General features: G+C 69.2%; 21 protein-coding genes. 11 read left to right on the top strand and 10 right to left on the bottom strand.

Annotated elements, in window-relative coordinates; genetic code table 11:
• Nucleotides 1-34: 34 nt before the first annotated feature.
• Both AC2YHT_RS10235 and AC2YHT_RS10240 read right to left on the bottom strand, forming a co-directional pair.
• The gene (locus AC2YHT_RS10235; RefSeq protein WP_487289552.1) at nucleotides 35-4,207 is read right to left on the bottom strand and encodes a translocation/assembly module TamB domain-containing protein; all 4,173 of its coding nucleotides are present in this window, start codon (nucleotides 4,205-4,207) and stop codon (nucleotides 35-37) included.
• Nucleotides 4,204-5,985, bottom strand: coding sequence for an autotransporter assembly complex protein TamA (locus AC2YHT_RS10240; RefSeq protein WP_487289553.1), 1,782 nt, complete (start codon nucleotides 5,983-5,985; stop codon nucleotides 4,204-4,206). Before AC2YHT_RS10240 ends, AC2YHT_RS10235 begins: the two co-directional genes overlap by 4 nt.
• Before the next feature lie 261 nt (nucleotides 5,986-6,246).
• Here AC2YHT_RS10240 and AC2YHT_RS10245 point away from each other — a divergent pair, with 261 nt between their 5' ends.
• From AC2YHT_RS10245 to AC2YHT_RS10255, 3 genes are read left to right on the top strand one after another with little or no spacing between them, the layout of a single operon-like run.
• Nucleotides 6,247-7,788 carry a circularly permuted type 2 ATP-grasp protein gene (locus AC2YHT_RS10245; protein WP_110122104.1) on the top strand — a complete coding sequence of 514 codons (1,542 nt, stop codon included), beginning with the start codon at nucleotides 6,247-6,249 and terminating at the stop codon, nucleotides 7,786-7,788.
• A gap of 34 nt (nucleotides 7,789-7,822) precedes the next feature.
• The gene (locus AC2YHT_RS10250) at nucleotides 7,823-8,764 is read left to right on the top strand and encodes an alpha-E domain-containing protein (protein ID WP_487289556.1); all 942 of its coding nucleotides are present in this window, start codon (nucleotides 7,823-7,825) and stop codon (nucleotides 8,762-8,764) included.
• A 4-nt stretch (nucleotides 8,765-8,768) separates the two neighbouring features.
• Nucleotides 8,769-9,755: a transglutaminase family protein gene (locus tag AC2YHT_RS10255; protein WP_487289558.1), complete on the top strand. Its 987-nt coding sequence runs from the start codon at nucleotides 8,769-8,771 to the stop codon at nucleotides 9,753-9,755.
• Nucleotides 9,756-9,878: 123 nt separating this feature from the next.
• Here the strand turns inward: AC2YHT_RS10255 and AC2YHT_RS10260 are convergent, their stop codons facing one another.
• From AC2YHT_RS10260 to cysT, 3 genes are read right to left on the bottom strand one after another with little or no spacing between them, the layout of a single operon-like run.
• Nucleotides 9,879-10,898, bottom strand: a complete 1,020-nt coding sequence (locus AC2YHT_RS10260) for a sulfate/molybdate ABC transporter ATP-binding protein (RefSeq protein ID WP_487289559.1) — start codon at nucleotides 10,896-10,898, stop codon at nucleotides 9,879-9,881.
• A gap of 12 nt (nucleotides 10,899-10,910) precedes the next feature.
• Entirely contained in the window at nucleotides 10,911-11,753 is an 843-nt protein-coding gene (gene cysW / locus AC2YHT_RS10265; protein ID WP_487289560.1) for a sulfate ABC transporter permease subunit CysW, read from the bottom strand.
• On the bottom strand, nucleotides 11,753-12,622 hold the full coding sequence (cysT, locus tag AC2YHT_RS10270) for a sulfate ABC transporter permease subunit CysT (protein WP_110118593.1): 870 nt from the start codon (nucleotides 12,620-12,622) through the stop codon (nucleotides 11,753-11,755). Before cysT ends, cysW begins: the two co-directional genes overlap by 1 nt.
• A 348-nt stretch (nucleotides 12,623-12,970) precedes the next feature.
• Here cysT and AC2YHT_RS10275 point away from each other — a divergent pair, with 348 nt between their 5' ends.
• Nucleotides 12,971-14,935 (top strand): rhamnogalacturonan lyase, encoded by a 1,965-nt coding sequence (locus AC2YHT_RS10275; RefSeq protein ID WP_487289561.1) that lies wholly within the window; start codon nucleotides 12,971-12,973, stop codon nucleotides 14,933-14,935.
• A complete protein-coding gene (locus AC2YHT_RS10280) occupies nucleotides 14,932-16,254 on the top strand; it encodes an oligogalacturonate lyase family protein (protein ID WP_487289563.1) in 1,323 nt (440 codons plus the stop codon). Before AC2YHT_RS10275 ends, AC2YHT_RS10280 begins: the two co-directional genes overlap by 4 nt.
• 126 nt (nucleotides 16,255-16,380) lie before the next feature.
• Here the strand turns inward: AC2YHT_RS10280 and AC2YHT_RS10285 are convergent, their stop codons facing one another.
• Nucleotides 16,381-17,301: a sterol desaturase family protein gene (locus AC2YHT_RS10285; protein WP_487289564.1), complete on the bottom strand. Its 921-nt coding sequence runs from the start codon at nucleotides 17,299-17,301 to the stop codon at nucleotides 16,381-16,383.
• Nucleotides 17,298-17,672, bottom strand: coding sequence for a hypothetical protein (locus tag AC2YHT_RS10290; RefSeq protein WP_487289566.1), 375 nt, complete (start codon nucleotides 17,670-17,672; stop codon nucleotides 17,298-17,300). The genes AC2YHT_RS10285 and AC2YHT_RS10290 overlap by 4 nt, the downstream gene beginning before the upstream one ends.
• 170 nt (nucleotides 17,673-17,842) lie before the next feature.
• Between AC2YHT_RS10290 and AC2YHT_RS10295 the strand changes: the two genes are divergently transcribed.
• Complete coding sequence (locus tag AC2YHT_RS10295; RefSeq protein WP_487289567.1) at nucleotides 17,843-18,325, top strand: DUF805 domain-containing protein; 483 nt, start codon at nucleotides 17,843-17,845, stop codon at nucleotides 18,323-18,325.
• Between the two features lie 79 nt (nucleotides 18,326-18,404).
• Here AC2YHT_RS10295 and AC2YHT_RS10300 read toward each other — a convergent pair whose 3' ends face one another.
• Nucleotides 18,405-18,941 (bottom strand): porin family protein, encoded by a 537-nt coding sequence (locus tag AC2YHT_RS10300; RefSeq protein ID WP_487289568.1) that lies wholly within the window; start codon nucleotides 18,939-18,941, stop codon nucleotides 18,405-18,407.
• Between the two features lie 307 nt (nucleotides 18,942-19,248).
• Here AC2YHT_RS10300 and AC2YHT_RS10305 point away from each other — a divergent pair, with 307 nt between their 5' ends.
• Complete coding sequence (locus AC2YHT_RS10305; protein ID WP_487289569.1) at nucleotides 19,249-20,364, top strand: beta-ketoacyl-ACP synthase III; 1,116 nt, start codon at nucleotides 19,249-19,251, stop codon at nucleotides 20,362-20,364.
• 19 nt (nucleotides 20,365-20,383) lie between these two features.
• Here the strand turns inward: AC2YHT_RS10305 and AC2YHT_RS10310 are convergent, their stop codons facing one another.
• Entirely contained in the window at nucleotides 20,384-21,862 is a 1,479-nt protein-coding gene (locus AC2YHT_RS10310) for a M48 family metallopeptidase (RefSeq protein ID WP_487289570.1), read from the bottom strand.
• A gap of 169 nt (nucleotides 21,863-22,031) precedes the next feature.
• On the opposite strand from AC2YHT_RS10310, the gene tcyJ reads away from it, so the two are divergent.
• From tcyJ to AC2YHT_RS10330, 4 genes are read left to right on the top strand one after another with little or no spacing between them, the layout of a single operon-like run.
• A complete protein-coding gene (tcyJ, locus tag AC2YHT_RS10315) occupies nucleotides 22,032-22,829 on the top strand; it encodes a cystine ABC transporter substrate-binding protein (RefSeq protein ID WP_487289571.1) in 798 nt (265 codons plus the stop codon).
• A gap of 3 nt (nucleotides 22,830-22,832) precedes the next feature.
• Complete coding sequence (gene tcyL, locus AC2YHT_RS10320; RefSeq protein WP_487289572.1) at nucleotides 22,833-23,486, top strand: cystine ABC transporter permease; 654 nt, start codon at nucleotides 22,833-22,835, stop codon at nucleotides 23,484-23,486.
• Nucleotides 23,483-24,223 (top strand): amino acid ABC transporter ATP-binding protein, encoded by a 741-nt coding sequence (locus AC2YHT_RS10325; protein ID WP_487289573.1) that lies wholly within the window; start codon nucleotides 23,483-23,485, stop codon nucleotides 24,221-24,223. The genes tcyL and AC2YHT_RS10325 overlap by 4 nt, the downstream gene beginning before the upstream one ends.
• A 60-nt stretch (nucleotides 24,224-24,283) precedes the next feature.
• Nucleotides 24,284-24,607: a hypothetical protein gene (locus tag AC2YHT_RS10330; RefSeq protein WP_487289574.1), complete on the top strand. Its 324-nt coding sequence runs from the start codon at nucleotides 24,284-24,286 to the stop codon at nucleotides 24,605-24,607.
• Here the strand turns inward: AC2YHT_RS10330 and AC2YHT_RS10335 are convergent.
• Nucleotides 24,604-25,338 carry an alpha/beta fold hydrolase gene (locus AC2YHT_RS10335; protein ID WP_487289575.1) on the bottom strand — a complete coding sequence of 245 codons (735 nt, stop codon included), beginning with the start codon at nucleotides 25,336-25,338 and terminating at the stop codon, nucleotides 24,604-24,606. The genes AC2YHT_RS10330 and AC2YHT_RS10335 overlap by 4 nt on opposite strands.
• Nucleotides 25,339-25,355 lie beyond the last annotated feature (17 nt).

Genomic DNA, 25,355 nt, shown 5'->3' on the forward strand with positions numbered 1-25,355 from the left:
CGAGGAAACCGCAGGCCCGCGCAACAGCCTTGCGCTACCTATAGTTCTTTCGCCATTTCACCGAAAGCTTGGCGTCGCCGTCGCCGCCCAGGCGCGAGACCAGCGACAGCGCCCGGCGAATGCGCCATTCGACCTGCGCCGCCGGCCCTTCGCGGCCGCCGCCGATGATCTCCACATAGACGTCGTCGGTGACGTACTTGCCGCCCGACACGGTCATGCCCGTCGTGCCCTCGGCGAAGGCCAGGCGGTCGAGGCGGGCGAAGCTGCGCAGGTTGCCGATGACGTCGAAGCCGCCGCCGCCGGCCAGCGACGCCAGGGCCGAGGCCAGCTGGGCGGCCTCGATCGGCGACAGCTGGGCGGCCGACGATCCGAACAGCACCTGCGACAGCACCTCGTCCTGCGGCAGTTCCGGGGTCGAGGTCAGGGTGATCTCGGGCTTGGCGGCCGTGCCCGAAATCTTGATGACGGCGGTCAAGGCGTCGTCCTCGCGGGTGGCGGTCAGGTCCAGCCGGATCCGCTCCAGTTGGGTGGCCAGGCGCACCACGCCGTCGTCGTCGAACTCGAAGCGCTTGCCGGCGAAGTCGTACTCGCCGCGCACCACGCGGGCCACGCCGTCGAGGCTGGGGCTTGCCGTGGTGCCGCCGACATGGGCGTCGAGCGACAGTTCGACGTCCAGGCCCCTGCCCTTCACGAAGATCCGCCGCGGCGCCTTCAGGGTGACGTCCAGCGCCATGCCGGAATCGGCCCGCCGCTGGCGAACCTCGACGCCCTGGACCAGGTCCTGCGGGCGATTGCGCTCGATGACGTCCATCGAGACGACGCCGGCCGGGGTCTTGGACTGGGCCGAAACGTCGGCGCGGTCGATGGTCAGGGCCCCGGTCAGCTTCACCTTGCCGGCGGCGTCGCGGTTAATCGTCGTCTGTCCGGTGGCGGACGCTTTCGCCAGCTCGTTGTCGATGACCTGGAAGTTCTTCATGTCGAGGCGGAAGCTGCCGACGCCGTCGCGCGCCAGGCTGATCCGCCCCTGGCCCGACACTGTACCGCCTCGGCCGTCGGCGCCCTGGGCCTGGCTGACGTCGATGGCGTTGTCGGCCAGGGCCAGGGTGATGGCGACGTCCTGCAGGCGCAGGCCCGACTGGCCGTCCTCGAACTTGCCGCCGGTCAGGGCGGCGCGGCCGATCAGGCGCGGGTCGGCCAGGGTGCCGGCCAGCGAGCCCTCGGCGTCGATCTTGCCCGACAGGCCGCGCTCGGGCCCGATCAGCAGGTCCCATAGCGGCTTGATCTCGCCCTGGGCCAGGAAGCGGCCCTGCACCGCGCGGCGGCGGTCGATGGCGAGGCGGAACGGCTTGGCCGAGGCTTCGGTCGGCAGGGTAAGGTCGGCCTCGGCCTTGAGGCCCTGCGGGTTGGAGCCGCTGGCCTTGATGGTCATCACCCGGTCGCGCAGGTCGCCGTGGATCGTGGCGTCCAGCGACTGGTTCTCCTTGGCCCCGCGCTCGCGGGCGCCCGACAGGTTGGCGTCGAGCTCGCCGTCCAGCGCCTCGCCCTGGCCGCGCATCGAGACCCGGGCGTCGATGCGGCCGGCCAGATCGGGATTGAGGGCTGTCAGGCTGACGCCCACCAGGTCGGCGCGCAGATTGGCCAGCTCGCCGCCGACGTCGAGATCGAGGTCGGCGCGGCCGTCGCCGAGGTTCAAGCGCAGGCTGCTGGTCGTGCGCGCGCCGCCAAAGCGGATCTGGGCGGACTCGCGGGTGGAGATGTCGGTCCGGGCCATGCGGCCCTTGGCGTCGAGGGTCAGCAGGTAGTCGTCGGTCTGCTGGGCCAGCACCCCGGCTCCGGCCAGGTTCCAGCGACCGGCCGGCGCCTCGCCGCGAGCGTCCAGGGTCAGCGGCAGGCGGCTCATCGGGCCGTTGGCCTTGATGGTGGCGGTGCGCAGCTTCCAGGCGCCGCCTGCGACGTCCTGGGCGACGAGGTCGAGCGTGGCGTTCGGACCGCCGGGCGCGTCGACCAGCTTGACCGCGCCCTTCACCGAGCCCTGGGCCAGGAAGGCGCCGGGGCCGACGGCCACGCTCAGGTCGGCGGTCGCGGGACGGCCGTCGCGCAAGGAGGCGCCGCCCTGGGCCTTGAGGCCGCCGGCGTCGATGTCGAGATCGGAAAGCTCCAGCCCGCCCGGCGCGAACCGGAAGGCCGTCTTGCCGCGCGCCGGCCCGTACTGGCTGGTCGCCTGCAGGGACGCCGTGCCGTCGCCGCCGTCAGGCAGCTTGGCGAAGGTCAGAGCCAGCTTGGCGTCCTTCAGCGGCAGGCGCGGCAGGTCGATGCTGTCGAAGGCGGCCTTGAGGTCGGCGCGGGGCGCGGTCAGCGTCCCGGTGATCGCGCCGTCGCCCGAGGCCTTGCCGCTGACCTCCACCGGCCCGGCGCCGAACGGCCCTTCGGCCGACCAGTCGAGCTTGAAGGCCAGGTTGTTGCCGGGCGTCATGACCCCCGAGGCCTTGGCGCGGGCCGAGGCGCCGTCGAGCTTGGCGTCGGCCACCGACAGCTTGCCGTTGTCCCAGGCCGCGCGGGCGCTGAGCTTGGGCGCGGCGCCGAGCAGGCGGTCGAGCTCGGAAAGACCCGTGGCGAAGCCGGCGCCCTTGGCGTCGGCGGTGAAGTTCCAAGGCTTGTCGCGGGCCTGGCTGGCCGACCACTTGATGTCGGCCGCGCCCTTCATGCCCGGACGGATCGGCGTCAGCGAAGCGACCTTGGCCGAACCGTCGAACGACAGGCCGCCGAGCAGGCCGCGCTCGCCCTTGCCGTCGACGACGATGTTGGGAGCGACGATCTTGGCGTGCTTGATCAGGAAGCGGCCGTCCTTCAGGCGCGCGCCCTCGAACTCGGCCTTGGGCGAGCGCCCCAGCGGCGCCAGCAGGCCCTCGCCCGCCCCGCCCTCGGTGGTCGCCGAGGCGCGGATGGTCAGCTCGCCCTTCTTCCAGCCGACGAAGGCCGGACCGCGGGCCCGCGCCAAGCGGTAGCCGAGCAGCTCCAGATTGGCGACGTCGGCCGGCCCTTCGATCGAGAAGCCGTCGGCGCCGAGCTTGAAGACGCCCTGCGCCTTGGCAGCCCCCATCTTGGGGATCGGGGTGATCTTGGAGAGATCGCGAACAGAGGCCGAGAAGGTCACGCCTTCCGGCGCGGTGCGGCGCTGGCTGATGTCGGCCAGGCCCTTGGCGTCCAGGCTGAGGTTCGGCGCGCGCAGCTTCAGGGAAAGATCGGTCGAGGACCCGGCCTTGCGGCCGACGAGATCGACGTCCACCGCCGCGCCGAACATCCGCTCGTACAGGTCGGTGTGGCTGGAGGCCGAAAGGTCGACATGGCCGCTGGCCGAGCCGCCCTGGGCGGTCCAGGCGCCGCCGGCCCGCAGGGGAACGGTGTCGCCGGTCTGGGCGCGGATGGTGAAGGCGCCGGCCTGGGTGGTGCCGTTGGCCTTGGCGTCGAGCTGGAACGGGCGGTCCGCGGGCAGGCCCAGGCTCCCGGCCAGGGCGCCGCCCTTGGCCTCGCGTCCCGTGGCGGTCAGCAGCAGGGTCTGGTCGCGGCCGAGGTCGAAGACGAGATCCAGGTGATCGCCCGGGTGCAGGCGGCTGGCGGCCGACAGCCGGCCGGCCTGGCCTCCCAGGCGCGCCATCTCGAAGGCGCCGGAGACGTCGAAGTCCCCCAACACGTTGCTGAACGCCGGCCGCGAGACCAGGCGCAGCTTGAAGGCGTCGAGATCGACCGACACCGGCGCGGCGCTCGACTTGCCCTTGGGACCCAGCGTCGGGCGGCGCACAAGCGTCACCTGGCGGGCCTCGATGTTGTCGGCGTGGAAGCGGCGCCACCAAAGCTCGCGCGGCCGCCAGACGACGTGAAGGTCGGCGCCCTCCAGCCAGACGCCCTTCTCGTCGGAGATGGTCAGCCGGCGCACGCCGAAGTCACGCCAGATGTCGCCCGACAGGCCCTCGATCTTCAGCGTGCCGATGCGGCCAAGCTTCAGGCCGCTGGTGCGGGCTTCGAGGAACGCCCGCCCCTGCGGCGTGATCACGCCGTAGCGCACCACGCCCAGGAACAGGGCGACGATCGCCACCAGGGTCACCGAGACGATGATCAACCAGCCGGGCCCGCCGATGCGGCGCGCGACCTTGACCGCTGCTTCTGCGACCTGCTCGACGGGTTCTGGCGGCGGTGCGGCGTCGGTCAAAAGCTCTGCCCGATGCTGAGATAGATCTGGAAGGCCGGGTCGCCCTTGCGCTTTTCGAGCGGCACGGCGAAGTCGGCGCGGATCGGGCCAAAGCCCAGGTCGTAGCGGACGCCGAAGCCGACGCCGGCGCTGAAGTCGTCGGCGCTGGGCGTGGGCTCGACGCCCACGGCGCCGGCGTCGAGGAAGAACACCCCGCCCCAGCGTTCGGTGAAGCGATGGCGCACTTCGAGGGAGGCCTCGAACAGCGACAGGCCGCCCTGCGGGGTGTTGTCCGACAGGCGCGGGCCGATGGCCTGGTAGGAATAGCCGCGCACCGAGCCGCCGCCGCCGGAATAGAAGCGCCGCGAGGCCGGCACTTCGGGCATGGTGCCGCCCAGCATGGCGCCCAGCTTCAGCCGACCGGCCAGCACCGTCTTGGCGTTCTCGCCGAACGGGATATAGGCCGCGCCCTGCGCCTGGGTGCGGATGTAGACGAGGCTGGTGTCGCCGGTGATCGCCGTCGGCTCGGCCCGGGCCTCGATCCGCCAGCCCTGCTTGGGATCGAGGATGTTGTCCGAATGGTCCCAGGCGTAGGCGGCCAGGGTCGTGAAGGTCGCCAGGTTCAGCCGCTGGCCCACAGTGCCGCCGCTGGCCGAGGTCAGTTCGGTGGTCTGCGACAGGTCCAGCGACACGCCGTAGGTCTGGTAGCGCGTGGCCTGCAGGCGGCGCGTCAGGTCGGCGCTGATGGTGGCGCCGGTTTCGTCATAGGCGTCGGTCGTCTCGCCGAACACCTTGCTGGTCAGCTTCAGGGTCTGCTGCGGCCGGCCCCAGTGCGGCAGGGCGACCGAACCTTCCAGGCTCTTTTCCAGCTTGGCGACCTGGGTGGTGATGGTCGTGGTGTCGGCCCGGCGCAGGCGATTGTAGCGGATCCATTTGACGTCGACGCCGGGGCCCTCGCTGGTCGAATAGCCGGCGCCGAGTTCCAGCGTGCGCGAGGCCCGATCGGCCAGGGTCACCTGGATCGGACGCAGGCCGTTCTCCAGCGCCTTGTCCTTGGGGGCCAGCGCCACCGAGACGGTGTCGTAGACGCCGGTGTCGCGCAGCCGGCGCTCCAGCTCGGCGACGTCCTCGGGATCGTAGACGTCGCCCTCTTTCCAGGGCGCGAGGCGACGCAGCCAGACGATGTTGGTGCGGCCCTTGGTCGAGAGCTCGACGCCGTCGACCTTCACCAGTTCGCCCGAGGCGATGACGAAGGTCGGGCGCACGGTGTGGTCGGCATGGTCGACGATCACCTGGCGCGGATCGGCCATGGCGTCGGCATAGCCCAGCTTCTGGACCTGGGCGACCGCGCGCCCCTCGGCCCCCAGCACCTCGGCGGCGCGGCCGGCCGAGCCCTCGGTCAGGCCCAGCACCGAGAAGGCGCGCTCGCGAACGCCCTCGTCCGGCGGCTCGCCCGACCAGTCGATGCGGGGATCGGCGAAGACGAACAGCGGACCGGGCGTGACCTTGACCACGCCGCGCGGCGGATCAGCCTCGGTGACGTCGGGCTCGACGACATAGGCGTAGTAGCCTTCGGCGCGCAGCACGGCCACGGCGTCGTCGGCGGCGTCGCGGGCGCGGCGGCGGGCTTCGGAGCGGCTGCCGGGCGGGCCGTCGGATTCGGTCAAGGCGCGCTGAATCGCCTCGCGCAGGGCGCGATCCTCGACGCCCGTGATGGTCGCCGATGGTTCGTCCGCATGCGCCTGAGCCGCGAAGGCCGCCATGACGGCGGCCAGGCCCAGGACTGTCGTCTTACGCACCAAGCTTCGTCCCCGCGCGGAGCGCCCCCTGGCCTCGTGTAGTCGGGCGCTTCACGCCTGTCACGCCGCGAAATGCTGCGAGGGCGAACGATGGCGCCTTCTCAGGCCCGGCAATTGGCGCCCAAATGATGAGCAGTCGTGCGCATTGGCGCGGCGGAGCGCGAAATCCGCCGCGAACCTTTTCGAGGCGTTCTAGGTTTCCATCGACCAGCGCCGCTTCGGCGCGGGTCCAAGAGACGGACAACCAAGGTGGACACAGGCGTGGCGGCGAAAATACAGAGCCTGGACGAAGCCCCCAACCTGCCGATGACGGGGGCGGCCTATCTGCCCGGCGTGGCTTACGACGAAATGTTCGCTCCGGGCGGCGAAGTGCGCGGCCACTACGCCCCGCTGCAGTCGCGGATGGCGACCCTGGGCGCCTCGGCCCTGGCCGATCGCCAGAAGACCCTCGAGCGCTCGTTCCTGCTGCAGGGCATCACCTTCACCGTCTACGGCGCGGGCAGCGCGACCGAGCGGATCATTCCCACCGACCTGTTTCCGCGAATCATCCCGGCGGCCGAATGGGCCAAGATCGAGTCGGGCCTGACCCAGCGCCTGCTGGCGCTGAACATGTTCCTCGCCGACATCTACGGCGAGCAGAAGATCCTGATGGACGGGGTGGTGCCCCGCGACCTGGTGCTGGGCGCGCCCTCGTACCGGCGCGAGATGCAGAACCTCTACGTGCCGCACAAGTCGTACGCCAATGTCTGCGGCAGCGACCTGATCCGCGGCCAGGACGGCCAGTTCGCCGTGCTGGAGGACAATCTGCGCGTCCCGTCGGGCGTCTCCTACATGCTGGCCAACCGCGACGCGGCCAAGCGCACCTTCCCGGGCACCTACCGCGAGGCCGGGGTGCGTCCCGTCGAGCGCTATCCCGACCTGCTGCTGGCCACGCTCAAGAGCATGAGCGCCGACTGGCGCTCGGACCCGCAGGTCGTGGTGCTGACCCCCGGCGTCTACAACAGCGCCTATTACGAGCACGCCTATCTGGCCCGCCTGATGGGCGTGCCGCTGGTCGAGGGCCGCGACCTCGTGGTCCACGACAACATGGTCTACATGCGCACCACCACGGGCCTGCGCCGGGTGGACGTGATCTACCGCCGGGTCGACGACGACTTCATCGACCCCCTCACCTTCCGCCGGGATTCGTCGCTGGGGGCCGCGGGCCTGTTCAACGCCTATCGCGCCGGCAACGTGGTGATCTGCAACGCCCCGGGCACGGGCGTGGCCGACGACAAGGCCGTCTACGCCTTCGTGCCGGACATCATCCGCTACTACCTGGGCGAAGACCCGATCCTGCCCAACATCGAGACCTATCTCTGCCGCGAGAAGAGCCAGCTCAGCCACGTGCTGGCCAATCTCGACAAGCTGGTGGTCAAGGCCGTGGGAGCCTCGGGCGGCTACGGCATGCTAGTGGGGCCGCACGCCAGCGCCCAGGAGCGCGCCGAGTTCGCCGAAGCCCTGAAGGCCGATCCCGGCAACTACATCGCCCAGCCGACCATCCAGCTGTCGACCGCGCCGTGCCTCGTGGACGGCCGCATCGAACCGCGCCACGTCGACCTGCGGCCCTTCATCCTGTCGGGCGAAAAGACCATCGTGACCCCCGGCGCCCTCACCCGCGTGGCGCTGAAGCGCGGCTCGCTGGTGGTCAATTCCAGCCAGGGCGGCGGCAGCAAGGACACCTGGGTGCTGGCCGAGGAGAACGGCCACTCCAACGGCAACGGCAATGGCCACTCCAACGGTCACAAGGGGAACGGCCAATGATGCTGGCGCTCCCCAAGTTTAAGGATTCGCTCGCATGATGCTCGCTCGGGTCGCCGACAGCCTCTACTGGCTGGGCCGCTATATCGAGCGCGCCGAACACCTGTCGCGGCTGTCCAGCGTGATGCTGAACGCCACGCTCGACCAGACCGATTCCGGCGTCCAGGCGGTGTGGATCGCCCTCTCGGCCGTCGGCGACAGCGAGACCGGCAAGGTGTCGCCCTATGACGCCGCCCTGGCCCTGGTGCTCGACCGGTCGGACCCCAATTCGGTGGTCTCGTCCCTGACCACGGCCCGCGAGAACGCCCGCCAGGTGCGCGACCAGATCACCACAGAGACCTGGGAGCGGCTGAACGTCCTTTATCTGCGGGTCACCGATCCCAATGCCGAGGCCGAGTTCGCCGACAACTCGGTGGCCTTCCTGCACGACGTCATCGCTGACGTGCACCTGTTCAAGGGCGCGGCCGACGCCACCATGAGCCACGGCGAAAGCTGGCGGTTCATGATGCTGGGCATGTACCTGGAGCGGGCGCAGCTGGTCTCCAGCCTGCTGGAGGTGTGCTTCGCGCCCTCGCCCGGCCGCGAGATCAACGACCACCTGGCGCTGGTCAGCCTGCTGCGCATGGCCTGCGCGCTGGAGCCGTACCTGCGGGTCTACACCGCCGAGATCGAGCCCCGGCACATTCTGGAGTTCCTGGTCTTCGACGAGGACTTCCCCCGCTCGATCCGGTTCGCCACCTCGCGCATCGAGGAGCACCTGGCGACCCTGGCCCGCCACGTCGAGGCCGCCGGCCGCGCCGCGCCCGAGCGCCTGGCCGGCAAGCTGAAGGCCCGCCTTCAGTTCGCCGACGTCGACGAGCTTGAGGCCGGCGGGGCCGGCTCGCTGCTGACCGCCGTGGTCAACGAGTGCGCCCGCATCCACGAAGCCATCTACGAAACCTTCGTCTCCTATCCCCTCGAACTGCGACTGCCGGCCTGATCCCATGCTGCTCGAAATCCGCCACGTCACCCAGTACCACTACGAGCGGCCGGTCCGCGAAAGCCTGATGGAGCTGTGGATGCAGCCCCAGAAGGGCGCGCGCCAGCGGCTGGTCAGCTTCGAGCTGGACATCGATCCGGCCGGCCAGCTGTTCTCCTACGCCGACAGCTTCGGCAACGCGGTCTATCACTTCGACGTGCCCCAGCCGCACGACCGCCTGACCATCATCGCCCGCTCGGCGGTGGAGACCGAACGCGCCGCCGACCTGCCCGACAGGCTCGACACCGGCGAGTGGGACCGCCTGCGCAGCGAATTCGTGCGCGGCGAGTGCTTCGACTTCCTGCGGCCGCACGGCTTCGTGCAGACGACCGACGCACTGCTGGCGTTCATCGCCAAGCACGACCTGGAAGACCTGCGCCGTCAGGATCCGCTGACGGCGCTGAAGCGGCTGAACGAGACCCTCTACCAGTCGTTCGGCTACCAGCCCGGCGTCACCGACGCCGACAGCCCGATCGACCTGGCCCTGGAGGCCGGCAGCGGCGTCTGCCAAGACTTCGCCCACATCATGCTGGCCATCTGCCGCAGCTGGGGCCTGCCCGCGCGCTATGTCTCGGGCTACCTGTTCACCGACCGCGACGCCGGCGACCGCTCCGATCCCGACGCGACCCACGCCTGGATCGAGGTCTTCCTACCCAGCCTGCGCTGGGTGGGCTTCGATCCGACCAACAACTGCCTGACGGGCGAGCGCCACGTGGCCGTGGCCGTCGGCCGCGACTATGCCGACGTCACGCCTTCGCGCGGGGTCTACAAGGGCGACGCCGAGAGCCACCTGGCCGTCGGTGTGACGGTGCGCCGGGCTCGCGCGGCCCTGGCCGAGCCGGAGTTCCTGCGCCTGGCCAAGCCCGCCGCCTTCGGCGGCCGCCGCCGCGGCGACGCCGCCGCGGTCCATCAGGACCAGCAGCGTCAGCAGCAGCAACAACAACAGCAGTAGGTCGGTTTCGTAGAGCCTCCCCCTCAGGGGGAGGCGACCAGAGGGCCGGAGGGGGCCGGCGCCAGCGCCAGACCCCCTCAGTCGCTTCGCGACAGCTCCCCCAGAGGGGGAGCATCTGGTGACTTAAGCCGCGTAGACGTGGCTCTTGGCCGCCGCAACCTTCACCGAGCCGACGAAGCGGTCGGCGTCGGCGCGCGAGGCGGCGATCTCGATCCGCCCGCCGCTGGCCAGGACGGCGTCGACGCGCACCAGGGCGCCCTGGACGTTGACGCGCTCGACCTTGGCCTCGACGCCGTCGTCGGCCAGCACGAAATCATGCGGACGGACAAAGCCCACGGCCGCGCCATCGGCGACGCCGGGCGCCGGCAGGACCAGCGGGCCGGCCGTGAAGCGACCGCCCGAGACCTGGCCCTCGAAGCGGCTGGCCTCGCCGACGAAGCCGCAGACGAAGGCCGAGACCGGATTGTCGTGCACCTCGCGCGGGGTGCCGATCTGCTCGATCTTGCCCTTGTTGAGGATGGCGACGCGGTCGGCCAGCTCCAGGGCCTCTTCCTGGTCGTGGGTGACGAAGATGGTGGTGACGCCGGTGGCGTCGTGCACACGACGCAGCTCCTTGCGCAGCGACTTGCGGACCGTCGCATCGAGGGCCCCGAACGGCTCGTCGAGCAGCAGCACGCTAGGCTGCACCGCGAGCGCCCGCGACAGGGCCACGCGCTGGCGCTGACCGCCAGACAGCTGCGACGGATAGCGGCCGCCCAGGCCGTCCAGCTCGACCAGCTTCAGCAGCTCATCAACGCGTCGGGCGATCTCGGCCTTCGGCGGCTTGTCCTTGCCCTTGCGCACGTCGAGGCCGAACGCGATGTTCTTGGCCACGGTCATGTGCTTGAACAGCGCGTACTGCTGGAAGACGAAGCCCACCCGGCGCGCGGCGGCCGAGGCGTAGGTCACGTCGTTGTCGTGGAACAGCACCTGGCCGCTGTCGGGAAATTCCAGGCCAGCGATGGCGCGCAGCAGCGTGGTCTTGCCCGAGCCCGACGGCCCCAGCAGCGCCAGCAGTTCGCCGTCGGCGATCTCCAGGTCGACATTGTTCAGCGCCGGGTAGCGGCCGAACTGCTTCTGGACGGAACGGATGGAGATGGTCATGGCGGCGTTCCGTTAGTGGCCGCCCCGGCGCACGGCCGGTTGGGCGACTTCGAGGGCGGTCTTGAGCACGAGGGTGACGATGGCCAGCAGGCAGAGCAGCGCGGCGACCGCGAAGGCCCCGACGAAGTCGTACTCGTTGTAGAGGATCTCGACGTGCAGCGGCATGGTGTTGGTCAGGCCGCGGATGTGGCCGCTGACCACCGACACAGCGCCGAACTCGCCCATGGCGCGGGCGTTGCACAGCAGCACGCCGTACAGCAGGCCCCAGCGCACGTTGGGCGTGGTGATCCGCCAGAAGGTGTAGAGGCCCGAGGCGCCCATCGAGATGGCGGCCTCCTCCTCGCTGACGCCCTGCTCCTGCATCAGCGGGATCAGTTCGCGGGCGACGAACGGGAAGGTCACGAAGATCGTGGCCAGCACGATGCCGGGCACCGCGAAGATCACTTTCATGTCGTGGTCCAGCAGCCATTCGCCAAACCACCCCTGCAGGCCGAACACCAGCACGTAGATCAGGCCGGCCACGACCGGCGACACCGAGAACGGCAGGTCGATCAGGGTGATCAGGAACGCCTTGCCCGGAAAGTCGTGCTTGGCCACGGCCCAGGCGGCGCAAAGGCCGAAGACGACGTTGAACGGCACGGTGATCGCTGCCGTGATCAGGGTCAGCTTGACCGCCGCCAGGGCGTCCGCGTGGGCGATGGCCTCGATGGCCACGGCCAGGCCCTTGCGCAGGGCCTCGGCGAAGACGGCGGCCAGCGGCAGGATCAGGACGAGCGCCAGGAAGGCCGCGACGACGGCCAGGACCAGCGCCTTGACCCAGGTCGGATCCTCGGTGGGGTGACGGGCGCGGGCCATCAGACGAACCTCCGCGAGTAGGCCTGGATGGCGTTGATCACCAGCAGCATCAGGAACGAGACCACCAGCATGACCACGGCGATCGTGGCGGCCTGGGCGTACTGGAACTGCTCCAGCTGGATGATGATCAGCAGCGGCGCGATCTCGGACTTGTAGGGCATGTTGCCGGCGATGAAGATCACCGAGCCGTACTCGCCCACGCCCCGTGCAAAGGCCATGGCGAAGCCGGTCAGCCAGGCCGGGCCCAGGGCCGGCAGGATCACCCGCCAGATGGTGGCCAAGCGGCCGGCGCCCAGGCTGGCGGCGGCTTCCTCGACGTCGGCCGACAGGTCGCGCATCACCGGCTCGATGGTGCGCACCACGAACGGCAGGCCGATGAACACCAGGGCGATGGTCACGCCGATCGGGTTGTAGGCGGCCTTGATGCCCAGAGGCGTCAAGAACTGCCCGACCCAGCCGTTGGGGGCGTAGAGGGTGGCCAGAGCGATGCCGGCCACGGCGGTCGGCAGGGCGAACGGCAGGTCGACCAGGGCGTTGAGCACGGTCTTGCCCGGGAACTCGTAGCGCACCATCGCCCAGGCGGTCAGCACGCCGAACACGCCGTTGACGACGGCCGCGACCAGGGCCGCGCCGAAGGTCAGGCGGTAGGCGGCGAGCGCCCGTTGCGAGAAGGCGGCGGCCAGGAACTCGCTCGGCGACAGCTCGGCGGCCTTCAGGGCCACGGCCGAAAGCGGAATCAGCACGATCAGCGACAGGACCGACAGGGTCACGCCCAGGGTCAGGCCGAAACCGGGAATGGCCGAACGACGGCGGAACAAGGGACGGCGCGCCGCGACGGGGCGTTGCGCGGCGGGGGAATCGGCGGTCATCGTCTGATCGTCGTCCTGGATCCGTCTGCGGCCGAAGGCCTTGGAAGATAAGAATGCGCCAGCCATCCTCCCGGCGCCGGCGCGGCGTCAAGCTGGACCGCTTAAATCCCCACCACCTCTGTGGGGTCAATTGAGATTTAGCGGGCGAACCCCGCAGAAAATCTGTCTCGCCGGCACCCTGCCCCCGCGCCTCGAAACCGAGAAGCGAAATCGGCGGCTCGCTCAACCGGCGCCAAGCGAGTTTCACAATGTGAAGTCACAACGCAATTTATGGGAAATGTGTTGCGCGTTCTGGCCGTCGTGCGAAGATCGCGGCAACAAAGTTCAAGGTCCCTTTGGGGGGAAATCATGCCTCGTCGCTTCCGCAAGGCCGCCATGCTGGCGTCCGCCGCCGCCTCGCTGCTGGCGCTTCCCGTCCTCGCCGCGCCCCGCCAGGCCGAACGCCTCGACCGCGGCCTGGTCGCCGCCCCCGCCATCGACGGCGGCGTGCTGGTGTCCTGGCGCCTCAGCGGCGACGACGCCCTGGGCCTGGCCTTCAACCTCTATCGCGACGGCAAGAAGCTGAACGCCAAGCCGCTCGCCTTCGCCACCAACTTCGTCGACAAGACCGGCGTCGCCGGCTCGCGCTACAGCCTCAAGACCGTGATCAAGGGCAAGGAAGTCGCCCTGGCCGGCGAGACCGCCGCCCTGAAGGACGGCTTCCTGACGATCCCGCTGCAGAAGCCGCCCGGCGGCGTCACCCCGGACGGTCAGGCCTACGAGTACACCGCCAATGACGCCTCGGTCGGCGACCTGGACGGCGACGGCCGCTACGAGATCGTCCTCAAGTGGGACCCGACCAACTCCAAGGACAACGCCTTCGCCGGCTACACCGGCCCGGTGCTGCTGGACGCCTACACCCTGGACGGCAAGCGCCTGTGGCGCATCGACCTGGGCCGCAACATCCGCGCCGGCGCGCACTACACCCAGTTCCAGGTCTTCGACTATGACGGCGACGGCCGGGCCGAGATCGCCGTGCGCACCTCCGACGGCACGGTGGACGGGACCGGCAAGGTGCTGGGCGACCCGAACGCCGACTGGCGCGAAGGCCCCGAGGAGCGGCCGACCAACGACAAGACCGGCGCCGAGATCAAGCCGGACGGCACGAAGGTGGCCAAGCTGACCGGGCGCATCCTCAAGGGTCCCGAGTTCCTGACCGTGTTCGACGGTCGCACGGGCGCGGCGCTCGATTCGGTCCGCTTCGCCGCTCCGCGCGACCCGACCACCGACCAGCCGACCGCCGAGCAGATGACCAAGCTCTGGGGCGACGGCTACGCCAACCGCTCCGACCGCTTCCTTGCCGGCACCGCCTATCTGGACGGCCAGCGGCCCAGCATCGTCATGGGCCGCGGCTACTACGCCCGCACGACGGTCAGCGCCTGGGACTTCCGCGATGGCAAGATCGTCCAGCGCTGGGTGTTCGACAGCGCCGCCCCCGGCGTGCCGGAAGGCTTCGGCGGCCAGGGCAACCACCAGCTGGCGGTGGCCGACGTCGACGGCGACGGCCGCGACGAGGTCGTCTACGGCTCGATGGCGATCGACGACGACGGCAAGCCGCTGTGGACCGCCAAGCTCTATCACGGCGACACCCTGCACCTGGGCGATCTCGATCCGACCCGTCCGGGCCTGGAGCGCTTCGGCGTCAACGAGAGCCCGAAGATGAACGGCGGCATCGGCTCGGCCATGGTCGACGCCAAGACCGGCGAAGTGCTGTGGACCACGCCGACGCAAAGCGACACCGGCCGGGGCGTGGCCTTCGACATCGACCCGCGCTTCCCCGGCGCCGAGGTCTGGGCCAGCAATTCCGACGTGCTCTACACCGTGAAGGGCAAGCCGATCGAAGGCGTGAAGCACCCGCGCCAGACCAATTTCGGCATCTGGTGGGACGGCGACGAACTGCGCGAACTGCTCGACCGCAACCAGATCAGCAAGTGGGACTGGACCACGGGCCAGACCAAGGTGCTGTTCACCGCCGAGGGCATGCTGTCGAACAACGGCACCAAGGCCACCCCCACCCTGTCGGCCGACATCCTGGGCGACTGGCGCGAGGAGCTGATCCTGCGCTCGGAGGACAACACCTTCCTGCGGATCTACGTCACGCCCTATCCGACCGACCGCCGTCTGGTGACCCTGATGCACGACCCGGTCTATCGCGCCGGGATCGCCTGGCAGAACACCGCCTACAACCAGCCGCCGCACACCAGCTTCTTCCTGGGTAACGGCATGAAGAACCCGGAACGTCCGGACATCGCCATCGTGAAGGTGAAGCCGTGAAGAACGCCCTGATCGGCCTGGCGACCGCTTTCGCCATCGCCCTGCCCGCCTTCGCGCCCTCCGCGCTGGCCCAAACGCCGGCCGCCGAGCCGCCGCGCGAATGGATCGACAAGGACACCGGCCACCGCGTCGTGCGCCTGTCGGACGAGCCGGGCTCGAGCAGTCTCTACTTCAACTTCAACGGCTACACGCCCCAGGGCGACAAGCTGGTGATCTCCACGCCCAAGGGCCTGAGCACGGTCGATCTGGCCACCCGCAAGCTGGCGCCGCTGGTCGAGGAGAACGGCAAGTTCCTGTTCGTCGGCCGCAAGACGCGCTCGGCCTATTTCATCGTCACCGAGGGCGAGACCCGCGTGGTCAAGGCCGTCGATATCGACAGCAGGAAGGTCCGGATCGTCGCCACGTTCGACCGTGGCGACATCCAGACGATCAACGCCGACGAGACCCTGCTGGGCGGGGTGGTGGTGAGCGATCCTAAGATCGAGACCCGCCCCGACGGCGTGCTCAAGCGCGACACCCGCTATGATCAGGCCGCCTACGCCGCCAACGGTCCGGACGGCAAGCCCCTGCCCTTCGCCGAGGCCAAGGAGGTGCGGCTGAACGAGCGGCTCGACTCGAAGATCCCGATGGAGATGTTCGTCATCGACCTGCGCACCGGCCAGAAGCGCGTGGTGCACGCGGCGACCGACTGGTTGAACCACCTGCAGTTCTCGCCGACCGACCCGAACCTGCTGATGTTCTGCCACGAGGGTCCCTGGCACAAGGTCGACCGCCTGTGGCTGCTGCGCACGGATCAGGCCGACGCCAAGCCGGTGAAGATCCACACCCGCACCATGAACATGGAGATCGCCGGGCACGAATGGTTCAGCACCGACGGCAAGACCGTCTGGTACGACCTGCAGACCCCGCGCGGCGAAGACTTCTGGGTGGCCGGCTATGAGATCGCCACCGGCAAGCGCACCTGGTACCACGTCGAGCGCAACGCCTGGTCGGTGCACTTCAACTCCAGCCCCGACGGCAAGCTGTTCGCCGGCGACGGCGGCGACGCCGAGATGGTCGCCCACGCGCCGGACGGAAAGTGGCTCTACCTGATGCATCCGCGCGGCATCCCGGACGTCGCCGGCATCCACGCCCCCGACTCCGAGCACCTGATCCGCCCGGGCGTCATCGACGCCGAGCGCCTGGTCAACATGAGCGGCCACGATTACCGCCTGGAGCCCAACGTCAACTTCACGCCCGACGGCAAGTGGCTGGTGTTCCGCTCCAACATGCACGGCGGTCAGCAGGTTTATGCGGTGGAGCTGGCGAAGGCGAAATAGCGACCTTGACCTCCGGGTACGGGAATATCCTCCCGTAAAATCCCCGCGAAAGCGGGGACCCAGGTGTTTTATCGTCAAGCACGGCGGGTTGCAGAAAAAGCCTGGGTCCCCGCTTTCGCGGGGATTTCACGGATGGTTGTCGGCAGCCGCCGCCTTCTCTTCCCGCGCCCGCCACCGGGCCTTCAGCGTATGCGAGGTCTCGCGCGACCCGTCCGGGCTCCACCCTGGCGGGCCGAACAGATAGCCCGCCACCTCACGCGGCGAACGCGCCCCCGCCAGATCCTTGCCGATGCCGATCCACTCGTGGAAGACGTTGGTGAAGAGGTTGAAGTTCGGCAGGTTCCGCACGATCCCGTAGCGACACGGCTCGGCGTCGTCCTCGGGGATGAAGGTGCCGAACATCCGGTCCCAGATGATCAGGATGCCGGCGTAGTTGGCGTCGAGATAGCGGGCGTTGCGGGCGTGGTGCACCCGGTGGTGCGAGGGCGTGTTGAACACCGCCTCGAACCAGCCCGGCATGCGGCGCACCGCCTCGGTGTGGATCCAGAACTGGTAGACGAGACTGATCCCCTTCTGGATCGCCACCATGGCCGGCGGAAAGCCCAGGAACGACAGCGGCAGCCACAGCAGCCATGTCCCGGCCACCCCGCCGGTCCAAGTCTGCCGCAGCGCTGTGGTCAGATTGTAGTGCGTCGAGCTGTGGTGGTTGACGTGGCTGGCCCACCAGAACCGCCGCTCGTGGCTCAGGCGATGAAACCAGTAGTAGGTCAGGTCCTCGGCGAAGAAGAGCACGACCCAGGCCCAGACGGCGTTCATCGGGATCGTGAAGATCCGATGTTCGTAGACCCACAGGCTGGCGGCGAAGACCGCGCCGCCGGTCAGCAGGCCGACGATGCTGTTGCCCAGGCCCATCATCAGCGAGGTCGCCGCGTCGCGGGGCTCGTAGTTGGCCTTGGCCTTGCCGAAGCGGGCCAGCAGCACCTCCAGCACGATGGCGACCACGAAGAACGGGATGGCCAGTTGGACGGGATCGAAGGCCGGCTTCACGCGGCCGTCTCCACCGGCGGCCAGGGCCGGTCGCCCAGAACGAGGCGCGGCGCGCCGTCGACGCCGGGCAGCCTGATCCGGCCGTCCTGCGCGCCGCTAGCGACGACCCCGGCCCAGGGCGCGCTGCGGGCGACATAGCTGTCGCCGCGCCGCCACAGCACCAGCGCCTCGGCGCCCGAGCGGGCGACCAGACCGGCGCCGTCGCCGGCCAGCCAGACGCTGTCGATGCGGTGATCCGGAAACTCCTCGGCCAGCAGGCGCATGGCCGCGTCGACGTCGAGCGGCGGCGTCGGCCGGGCGAGTCGCGCCCAGGCGGCCAGCGCCACCAAGGCGGCGACGGCCACGGCCGAGCCGGCCAGCTGAATGACCATGATCAAACTCAACGTTCCCCCCGATGCTCTTGTTTTCCAAGAACGTTCGGACGCGGGAACCGCCGGGTCAAGCCTCGGCGGCGGAGGCGGCTTTACGGCGAGGCTTACAACCCCATAGACTTGACGAAACCGAACCATGCGCGTTCCGCGCGAAATCCTGGACCTTTTCGATGCAGATGCTGGAGCCGTTGCGCAAGTACGCCGAGTTCGAGGGGCGGGCCACGCGCTCGGAATACTGGCTGTTCTTCCTGTTCCGCGTCTTGGTGTACCTGGCCCTGACGGTGGCGAGCGTCGTCGCCATCTTGCTCACCGGCCTGGGCGCCAACGGGTCGACGCAGCCGGACGCCGCCGCGGGCGTCGCCGCCGTGCTGCTGATCAGCCTCTTCGGCCTCGTGACTCTCGCCCTGTTCATTCCGTACCTAGCCGTCAGCGTGCGCCGCCTGCACGACAGCGACAAGTCGGGCTTCTGGCTGCTGCTGGGCTTCATCCCGTTCGGCGGCTTCGTGATCTTCATCTTCGACCTGCTCGACGGCACGCCTGGTCCGAACCGCTACGGGCCGGACCCCAAGGGTCGCGACGGCTTCAGCGGTCCCGGGACCGTTCACCACCACTATCACTACCCGACGGCCGAACAGGCTCCGCCCGCGGTCTGACCGCGCGCTCGGAAGCCGAACACGAAAAGGCGCGCCGCCCGCGAGGGCGACGCGCCTTTCTTCGTTTCAGGCCTGGAGCTTAGAACTTCCGGGCGTAGCCGACCGAGACGACGTTGGCGTCGTCGGCGTCGTTGTCGCGGAACTGCTGGCGCGTGTAGTCGACGCGCACGCCGTTCTTGTCGTCGAACTTGTACTGGGCGCCGACGCCGTAGTTGACGCTGTCGGCGTCGTACTTGCTCTGCACGCCGGCCGTGGTCTGCTTGAACTGGGTGTTGCCGTAGCCGATGCGGCCGATCAGGTCGATGTTCGGGGTCACCGGCAGGAAGCCGACGCCATAGACGGCCGCCGAGTGGGTCTGCTCGAGGTTGGAGCGGACGCCGGCGCGGTCGATGTTGTCGTCCTTCACGCCGCCGGACAGTTCGCCCTCGACGCCGAAGTGCGGGGTCAGCTTCGCGCCCAGGCGGCCTTGGATGGCGCCGGTGTCGGCGCCTTCCGCGCGCGAGCTGTTGTAACCGAGGTTGCCGTAGATCTCCGGCGACGTCGATTGAGCATGGGCCAGAACCGGAACAGCAGCGACCGACGCGGCGGCCAGGGCCGCAGACATGAGAACCTTCATTTTTTTACTCCATGGTACTGGGATTTCTTGTGCTCCCTCAGCCTCCTCTGGGTATGGGGCCAACGCGGCCCGTATTTGACCGTCCGCGGACTTGTTTGGGGCCATTGCGTGTCGTTTCCGACATTTGCACCGGGGATTGTGGCCAGCCCCGGAAGGTTCCCCAACGGCAGGGCGAATAGCCGCGGCCGATGCGCCAGGGACACGGTCGGCAGCAGGTGACGCGGGCGCGGGGCGTGCTATTGATCCCGACCAAACAGTGATCAGATCGGCGCGCCCATGTCGCGCGCCGGCCATCGGGACAGTCGCCTTGCATCAAGCCGTCATCGCCGCCACGGGACTCTTCACCCCGCCGTTCAGCATCTCGAACACCGAACTGGTCGACGCCTTCAACGCCTATGTCGAACGCTTCAACGCCGCCAACGCCGAGGCGATCGAAGCCGGCGAAGTGGTCGCCCTGGCCCCCTCCTCGCCCGAATTCATCGAGAAGGCCTCAGGCATCAAGTCGCGCTTCGTGATGAACAAGGACGGCATCATCGACCCCGAGGTCATGCGGCCGGTCCTGCCCGAGCGTCCCAACGACCAGATCTCGATCCTGGCCGAGATGGCGGTGAAGGCCGCGCAGCAGGCGATCGCCGCCTGGGGCAAGCCGGTGTCGGAGATCGGCGCGGTGATCTGCGCGGCCTCGAACATGCAGCGCGCCTATCCGGCCATGGCCATCGAGGTGCAGCAGGCCCTCGGCATCGAGGGCTTCGCCTTCGACATGAACGTCGCCTGCTCGTCGGCTACCTTCGGCATCAAGACCGCCGCCGACTTCATCGCCACCGGCAGCGCCAAGGCCGTGCTGATGGTCAATCCGGAGATCTGCTCGGGCCACCTGAACTTCAAGGACCGCGACAGCCACTTCATCTTCGGCGACGTGGCCACGGCCGTGATCATCGAAGAGGCCTCGCAGGCCACGGGCGGCTGGGAGATCCTGGGCACGCGCCTGAAGACCCAGTTCTCCAACAACATCCGCAACAACTTCGGCTTCCTCAACAACGCCGCCCCGGAAGGGATCGGCGCCAAGGACAAGCTGTTCGTGCAGGAAGGCCGCAAGGTGTTCCGCGAGGTGGTGCCGATGGTCAGCGAGATGATCGTCGAGCACGCTGGCGACATCGGCCTGGACGCCACGGCCCTGAAGCGCCTGTGGCTGCACCAGGCCAACATCAACATGAACGACCTGATCGCCCGCAAGGTGCTGGGCCGCGATCCCGAGGCCGGCGAGAACGTCATTATTCTCGACGAATACGCCAACACCTCCTCGGCCGGCTCGATCATCGCCTTCCACACCGCCAACGACGACTTCGCCGCCGGCGACACGGGCCTGATCTGCAGCTTCGGCGCCGGCTATTCGGCCGGCACGGTGTTCGTCAGGAAGCGCTGACGCCTCGGCCGGAACGCCGTCAGGCGATCGGCTCCAGCGTCACCGAAACCGGCGCTCCGCCCTCGGCGGCCAGGGTCCAGCCCTGGCCGTTGCGGCCCATCGCGTAGCAGGTGCGCGCGCCCTTCTCGGAAGTCAGGCACAGCCTGCCGCCGTCGATCGCATAGCGCCCCTGCTCCACACCGAAGTCGTGCCGCTGAAACCACGAACCGTCGGCTTTTAGAACGACGCCGCCCGTCCCCACGGGCATGGGCGGCGGCAACATCACCGTACGGCCCACGAAGGCCGCCCTGGCCGCCGCGTCGAGCGCCGCGGTCGGCGAAGCCTTCGGATGCGCCGCCTTCCAGTCCATCGCCCGCTGGATCCGGCGGCCGACGGCGGGATGGTCGTAGAAGATGATCTCCTCCAGCCGGCCCGGCGTGGCGGCGCGGTATTCGATGGTCTTGACCAGGGCCTTGGCCAGGCCGTCCGGCTCGTTGAAGTGCACCAGGCTGAAGCGGTCGGCGTCACTTTCGGCGATGCGGATCAGGCTGCTGGTCACCGGCGTCGCCAGCAGGAACAGCACGGTCAGCACGGCGCTCAGCACCGGCAGGCCGGCCGGATCGGCCACGCCCCTGACCTGGTCGGCGCCCAGCAGGCGCGCGGCCGGGGCGAACAGGCGGTCGACCAGGAAGAAGGCGGCGATCGCCAGCAGGCTCATGACCCCGGCGATCCAGATCGAATGCTGATGGGCGTAGTGGCCCATCTCGTGGCCGACTACGCCGCGCACCTCGGCGATGTCCGCGCCCTTCTTGAACATGGTGTCGCTCATGGCGACGCGGGCCGAGCCGAACAGGCCCGAGACGTTGGCGGTATAGGCGTTGGACTGCTTTGAGCCGTCATAGACGAAGATCTTGTCGGACGGCACGCCGACGGTCTTGGCCATGGCTGCGACCTCGTCGCGCACCGGACCGGCGGGCGCGGGCGTGTAGTGGTTGAAGATCGGCTCGATATAGAGCGGCGCCAGCAAGAGGCTGGCGGCGATAAACACCGCCGTCAGGCCGCCGCTCCACACCCACCAGGTGCGCGGCGCCTTTCGGATCAGGGCGTAGAGCAGCGTGAAGAACAGGCCGCCGATCACGGCGGTGATGGCCAGAGAGATCGCGCCCTCGATCAGCCAGCCGCTGAAGGCCTGGCTGGTCAGGCCGTACTGCTTCTGCCGCCACCACTGGCTGTAGACCGCCCACGGCAGCGACAGCACGCTGTCGACGACCAGATAGACGACCCCGACCACGAAACTGGCCAGCACGGGCCGCGTGCGCCGCCCCTCGACCTTGCGCCGCAGCCCGGTCAGCAGGCCGCTGCGGACGATCAGGAACGAGACGAGGATGGCGACCAGCGCGCCCCACAGCAGCAGCCAGTGGCCGCCCTGGGTGTAGGCCGTCGCCTTGGCGTGGGCCTCGGGCGGCAGCTGCGCCAGATAGGCGGCGGTGGCCGCCGCCGGATCGAAGCTCTGGGCCATCTTTCAAGTCCCCCAACTGAAACTGGCGGCAGCAAGCCAGAGCCGATGCTCCGCGTCAGGTTAAATCGCCGTCAGGTCGCGCATCGACGGTCACACAAGCGTCTTCCCCCTGGCGGCGGCCAAGCCTCGGTATAGAACTGCGCTGATGACCTTTGCTTCGAGGCCCGCCATGCGATTCCTTGCCCGTCGTGACGTCCTGCTGGGCCTGGGCGCCGGAAGCGCCCTCACCTTGGCCGGCTGCGGCGGCAAGGAGGCCGGCGCGGGCCAGAGCGGCGCGGCGCGGGTCGAGGCGACCAAGACCCTCCGTATCGGCCTGGAAGGCACCTATCCGCCGTTCAATTTCCAGGGCGCCGACGGCCAGCTGACCGGCTTCGACGTCGACTTCGCCAGGGCCCTGGCCGAGCAGATGAAGGTGAAACCCGAGTTCTTCCCCGCGCCGTTCGCCGGCCTGCTGGGCGCGCTCGAGTCGGGCCGCACCGACGTCGTCATCAACCAGATCACCATCACGCCCGAGCGCGAGGCCAAGTACGACTTCTCCAAGCCCTACACGGTCTCGGGCATCCTGATCATCACGCCCAAGGGCAAGGGCGGCGTCGTCGGCCCCGCCGACCTGGCCGGCAAGAAGGTCGGCGTGGGCCTGGGCACCCACTACGAGCAGTGGCTGCGCGACAACCAGCCGAAAGCGCAGATCCGCACCTATGACGACGATCCGACCAAGTACCAGGACCTGCGGGCCGGTCGCATCGACGCGGTGCTGAACGACCGCCTGGTCGCCGCCGACTTCCTGAAGACCGCCCCCGACCTCGTCGCCGCAGGCCCGCCCTTCGCCCCGCAGAGCCAGGGCGTGGTCATGAAGCGCGATCCCGCCCTGAAGGTGCTGATCGACCAGGCCATCGACGCCCTGCGCGCCGACGGCCGGCTGGCCGCCATCTCGCAGAAATGGTTCGCCCAGGACGTGACGCTGTAGCCGATGACCGCCGCCGAGCTCATCGCCCAGTCGACCCCGCTGCTGCTGAAAGGCGCGGTCTACACCGTGGCGCTCAGCCTGATCGGCATGGGCCTGGGCCTCGTGCTCGGTTTTGGCCTGGCCTTGATGCGGCTGTCGCGATCGCCGCTGCTGCGCTGGCCGGCGGCGATCTATGTCTCGGCCTTCCGGGGGACGCCGCTGCTGGTGCAGCTGTTCCTGATCTACTACGGCCTGCCGCAGCTGGGGCTGGAACTGCCGCCGCTGGTCGCGGCCGGCATCGGCTTTTCGCTGAACGTCGCAGCCTATGCCGGCGAGATCCTGCGCAGCGCCATCGCCGCCGTCGACAAGGGACAATGGGAGGCCGCCGCCGTGCTGGGCCTGACCCGCGGCCAGGCCATGCGCCGCATCATCCTGCCCCAAGCGGCCCGCACCGCCGTGGCCCCGCTGTCCAACAGCTTCATCAGCCTGGTGAAGGACACCTCCCTGGCCGCCACCATCCAGGTGCCCGAACTGTTCCGCCAGGCCCAGCTGATCACCGCCCGCACCTACGAGATCTTCGCCATGTATCTCAGCGCCGCGGCCATCTACTGGATCGTCTCCAGCCTGCTCGCCCTGGGCCAGGGCTGGCTGGAACGCCGTGCGGAGGCCCGCCGATGAGCGCCATCCTGGCCCAGGGCCTCGTCAAGCGGTTCGGCGACACCACGGTGCTGGACGGCGTCGACCTCGACGTCGCCCCTGGCGAGGTGGTGGCCGTCATCGGTCCCAGCGGCTCGGGCAAGAGCACCCTGCTGCGGTGCCTGGCCGGACTGGAGGCGCTGGACGGCGGCACGCTGTCGATCGCCGGCGTCGCGGCCGGCGGCAAGGTTCCCCTGGCCCGGGCGCTGAAGGGCCGGGTCGGCTTCGTGTTCCAGAGCTTCAACCTCTTCCCGCATCGCACCGCGGCGCAGAACGTCGCCGAGGCGCCGATCGTGGTGCGCGGCGATCCGCCCGCCAAGGCCCGCGAGAAGGCCCTGGCCCTGCTGACCAAGGTCGGCCTCGCCCATCGCGCCGACGCCTATCCCCGCGCCCTCTCCGGCGGCCAGCAGCAGCGCTGCGCCATCGCCCGGGCCCTGGCCATGGACCCCGAGGTCATCCTGTTCGACGAGCCGACCTCGGCCCTCGATCCGGAGCTGGTGGGCGAGGTGCTGGCGGTGATCCGCGACCTCGCCGCCGAGAAGCGAACCATGGTCATCGTCACCCATCAGATGGAGTTCGCGCGCGAGGTCGCCGACCGCACGATCTTCATGGACGAGGGCCGTATTCTCGAAGCGGGACCGTCGGCGGAGCTTTTCGCATCGCCCCGTCAGGAACGTACCCAAAGGTTTCTCAGTAAATTGCGAAGCTTGCAGCCATAATTTGGCCTCTGGCGCCCGGCACGCCTCCGGGCTACGCCGTGTGTCTAGAGGCGAGGATTCGTGAAACCCTATATCGACCTGAAAGGCGCCTCCGGCGCCGTCTATCGCTACAAGCTGGCCGAGGATCGCGACCCGCGGACCACGATCGCTGGCAATTACCTGTATCTCAACGCCGAAGGCGACGTGGTGTTCGCTGGCGAAGCCAACAATCTGCATGACTCCACGCGCGGCTTTTCCGAAGCCGTCGAGAAGCATGCGGCTGAATATCTCTACGTGCGCCTGAACGTCTCGGGCGCCGCCCGCGCCGACGAACTGGCCGATCTGCTGGCGGCGCTGTCGCCGGTCGGCAACCCCGAACCGTCCCCCGAAGCGCCTAAAGACTAACCTCGAGCCTCGGCGAAGAACTCGCCGAGCCGCTCGACCACGTCAGAGGCCGGCGTGATGATCGCCCCCAGGTGATCGCCGGCCGTCGACACGAACGGCAGACCGTTCTCCGCCGCGAAGGCTTGGGACGGCCCGTGATAGGGATCGGCGATCCCGTCCCACAGCAGCACCGGAACGCCCGCCCCGAGCACCGCCTCGGGCGCGCCGTCCAATTGGCCCAGCGCTTCGAAGCAGGCCTGCATCGCCGGCACGATCTCCGGCGTGACCCAGGCCACCAGCGCCGGCGCGACCTGCTGGGAGAAGCCCCAGAAGATGTCGAAGCGGATCGGTCCGGCCGGTCCCTTGGGCACGCCATTGACCAAGTCCCAGCCGCCGACGGTCAGCGAGGCCAGGCGTTCGGGGTGATGCTTGGCCACCCCCACCGCCATCCAGGCGCCCATCGAATAGCCGACCAGATGGGCCTTCTCCGCGCCCAGGGCGTCGAGCACGGCCACGATGTCGCCCGCCCTCTGTTCCTGGTCGTAGAGCGAGGGCTCCGACGGCTTGTCGCTGAGCCCATGGCCCAGGGAGTCGATGCAGGCCACCGTGAAGCGCCTCGCCAGAGCGGCGACAAAGCCGTTGGCTCGCCAGCTGGCGGCGTCCATGAACAGACCGTGCTGCAGCACCACGAGCGGCCCCTGGCCCTCGACCGTGTAGTGGATCTTCTGGCCGCGATGGGTGGCGAAGGGCATGCACGACTCTCGGTGAA

It is taken from the genome of Caulobacter sp. SRI_008 (genome assembly GCF_057586355.1).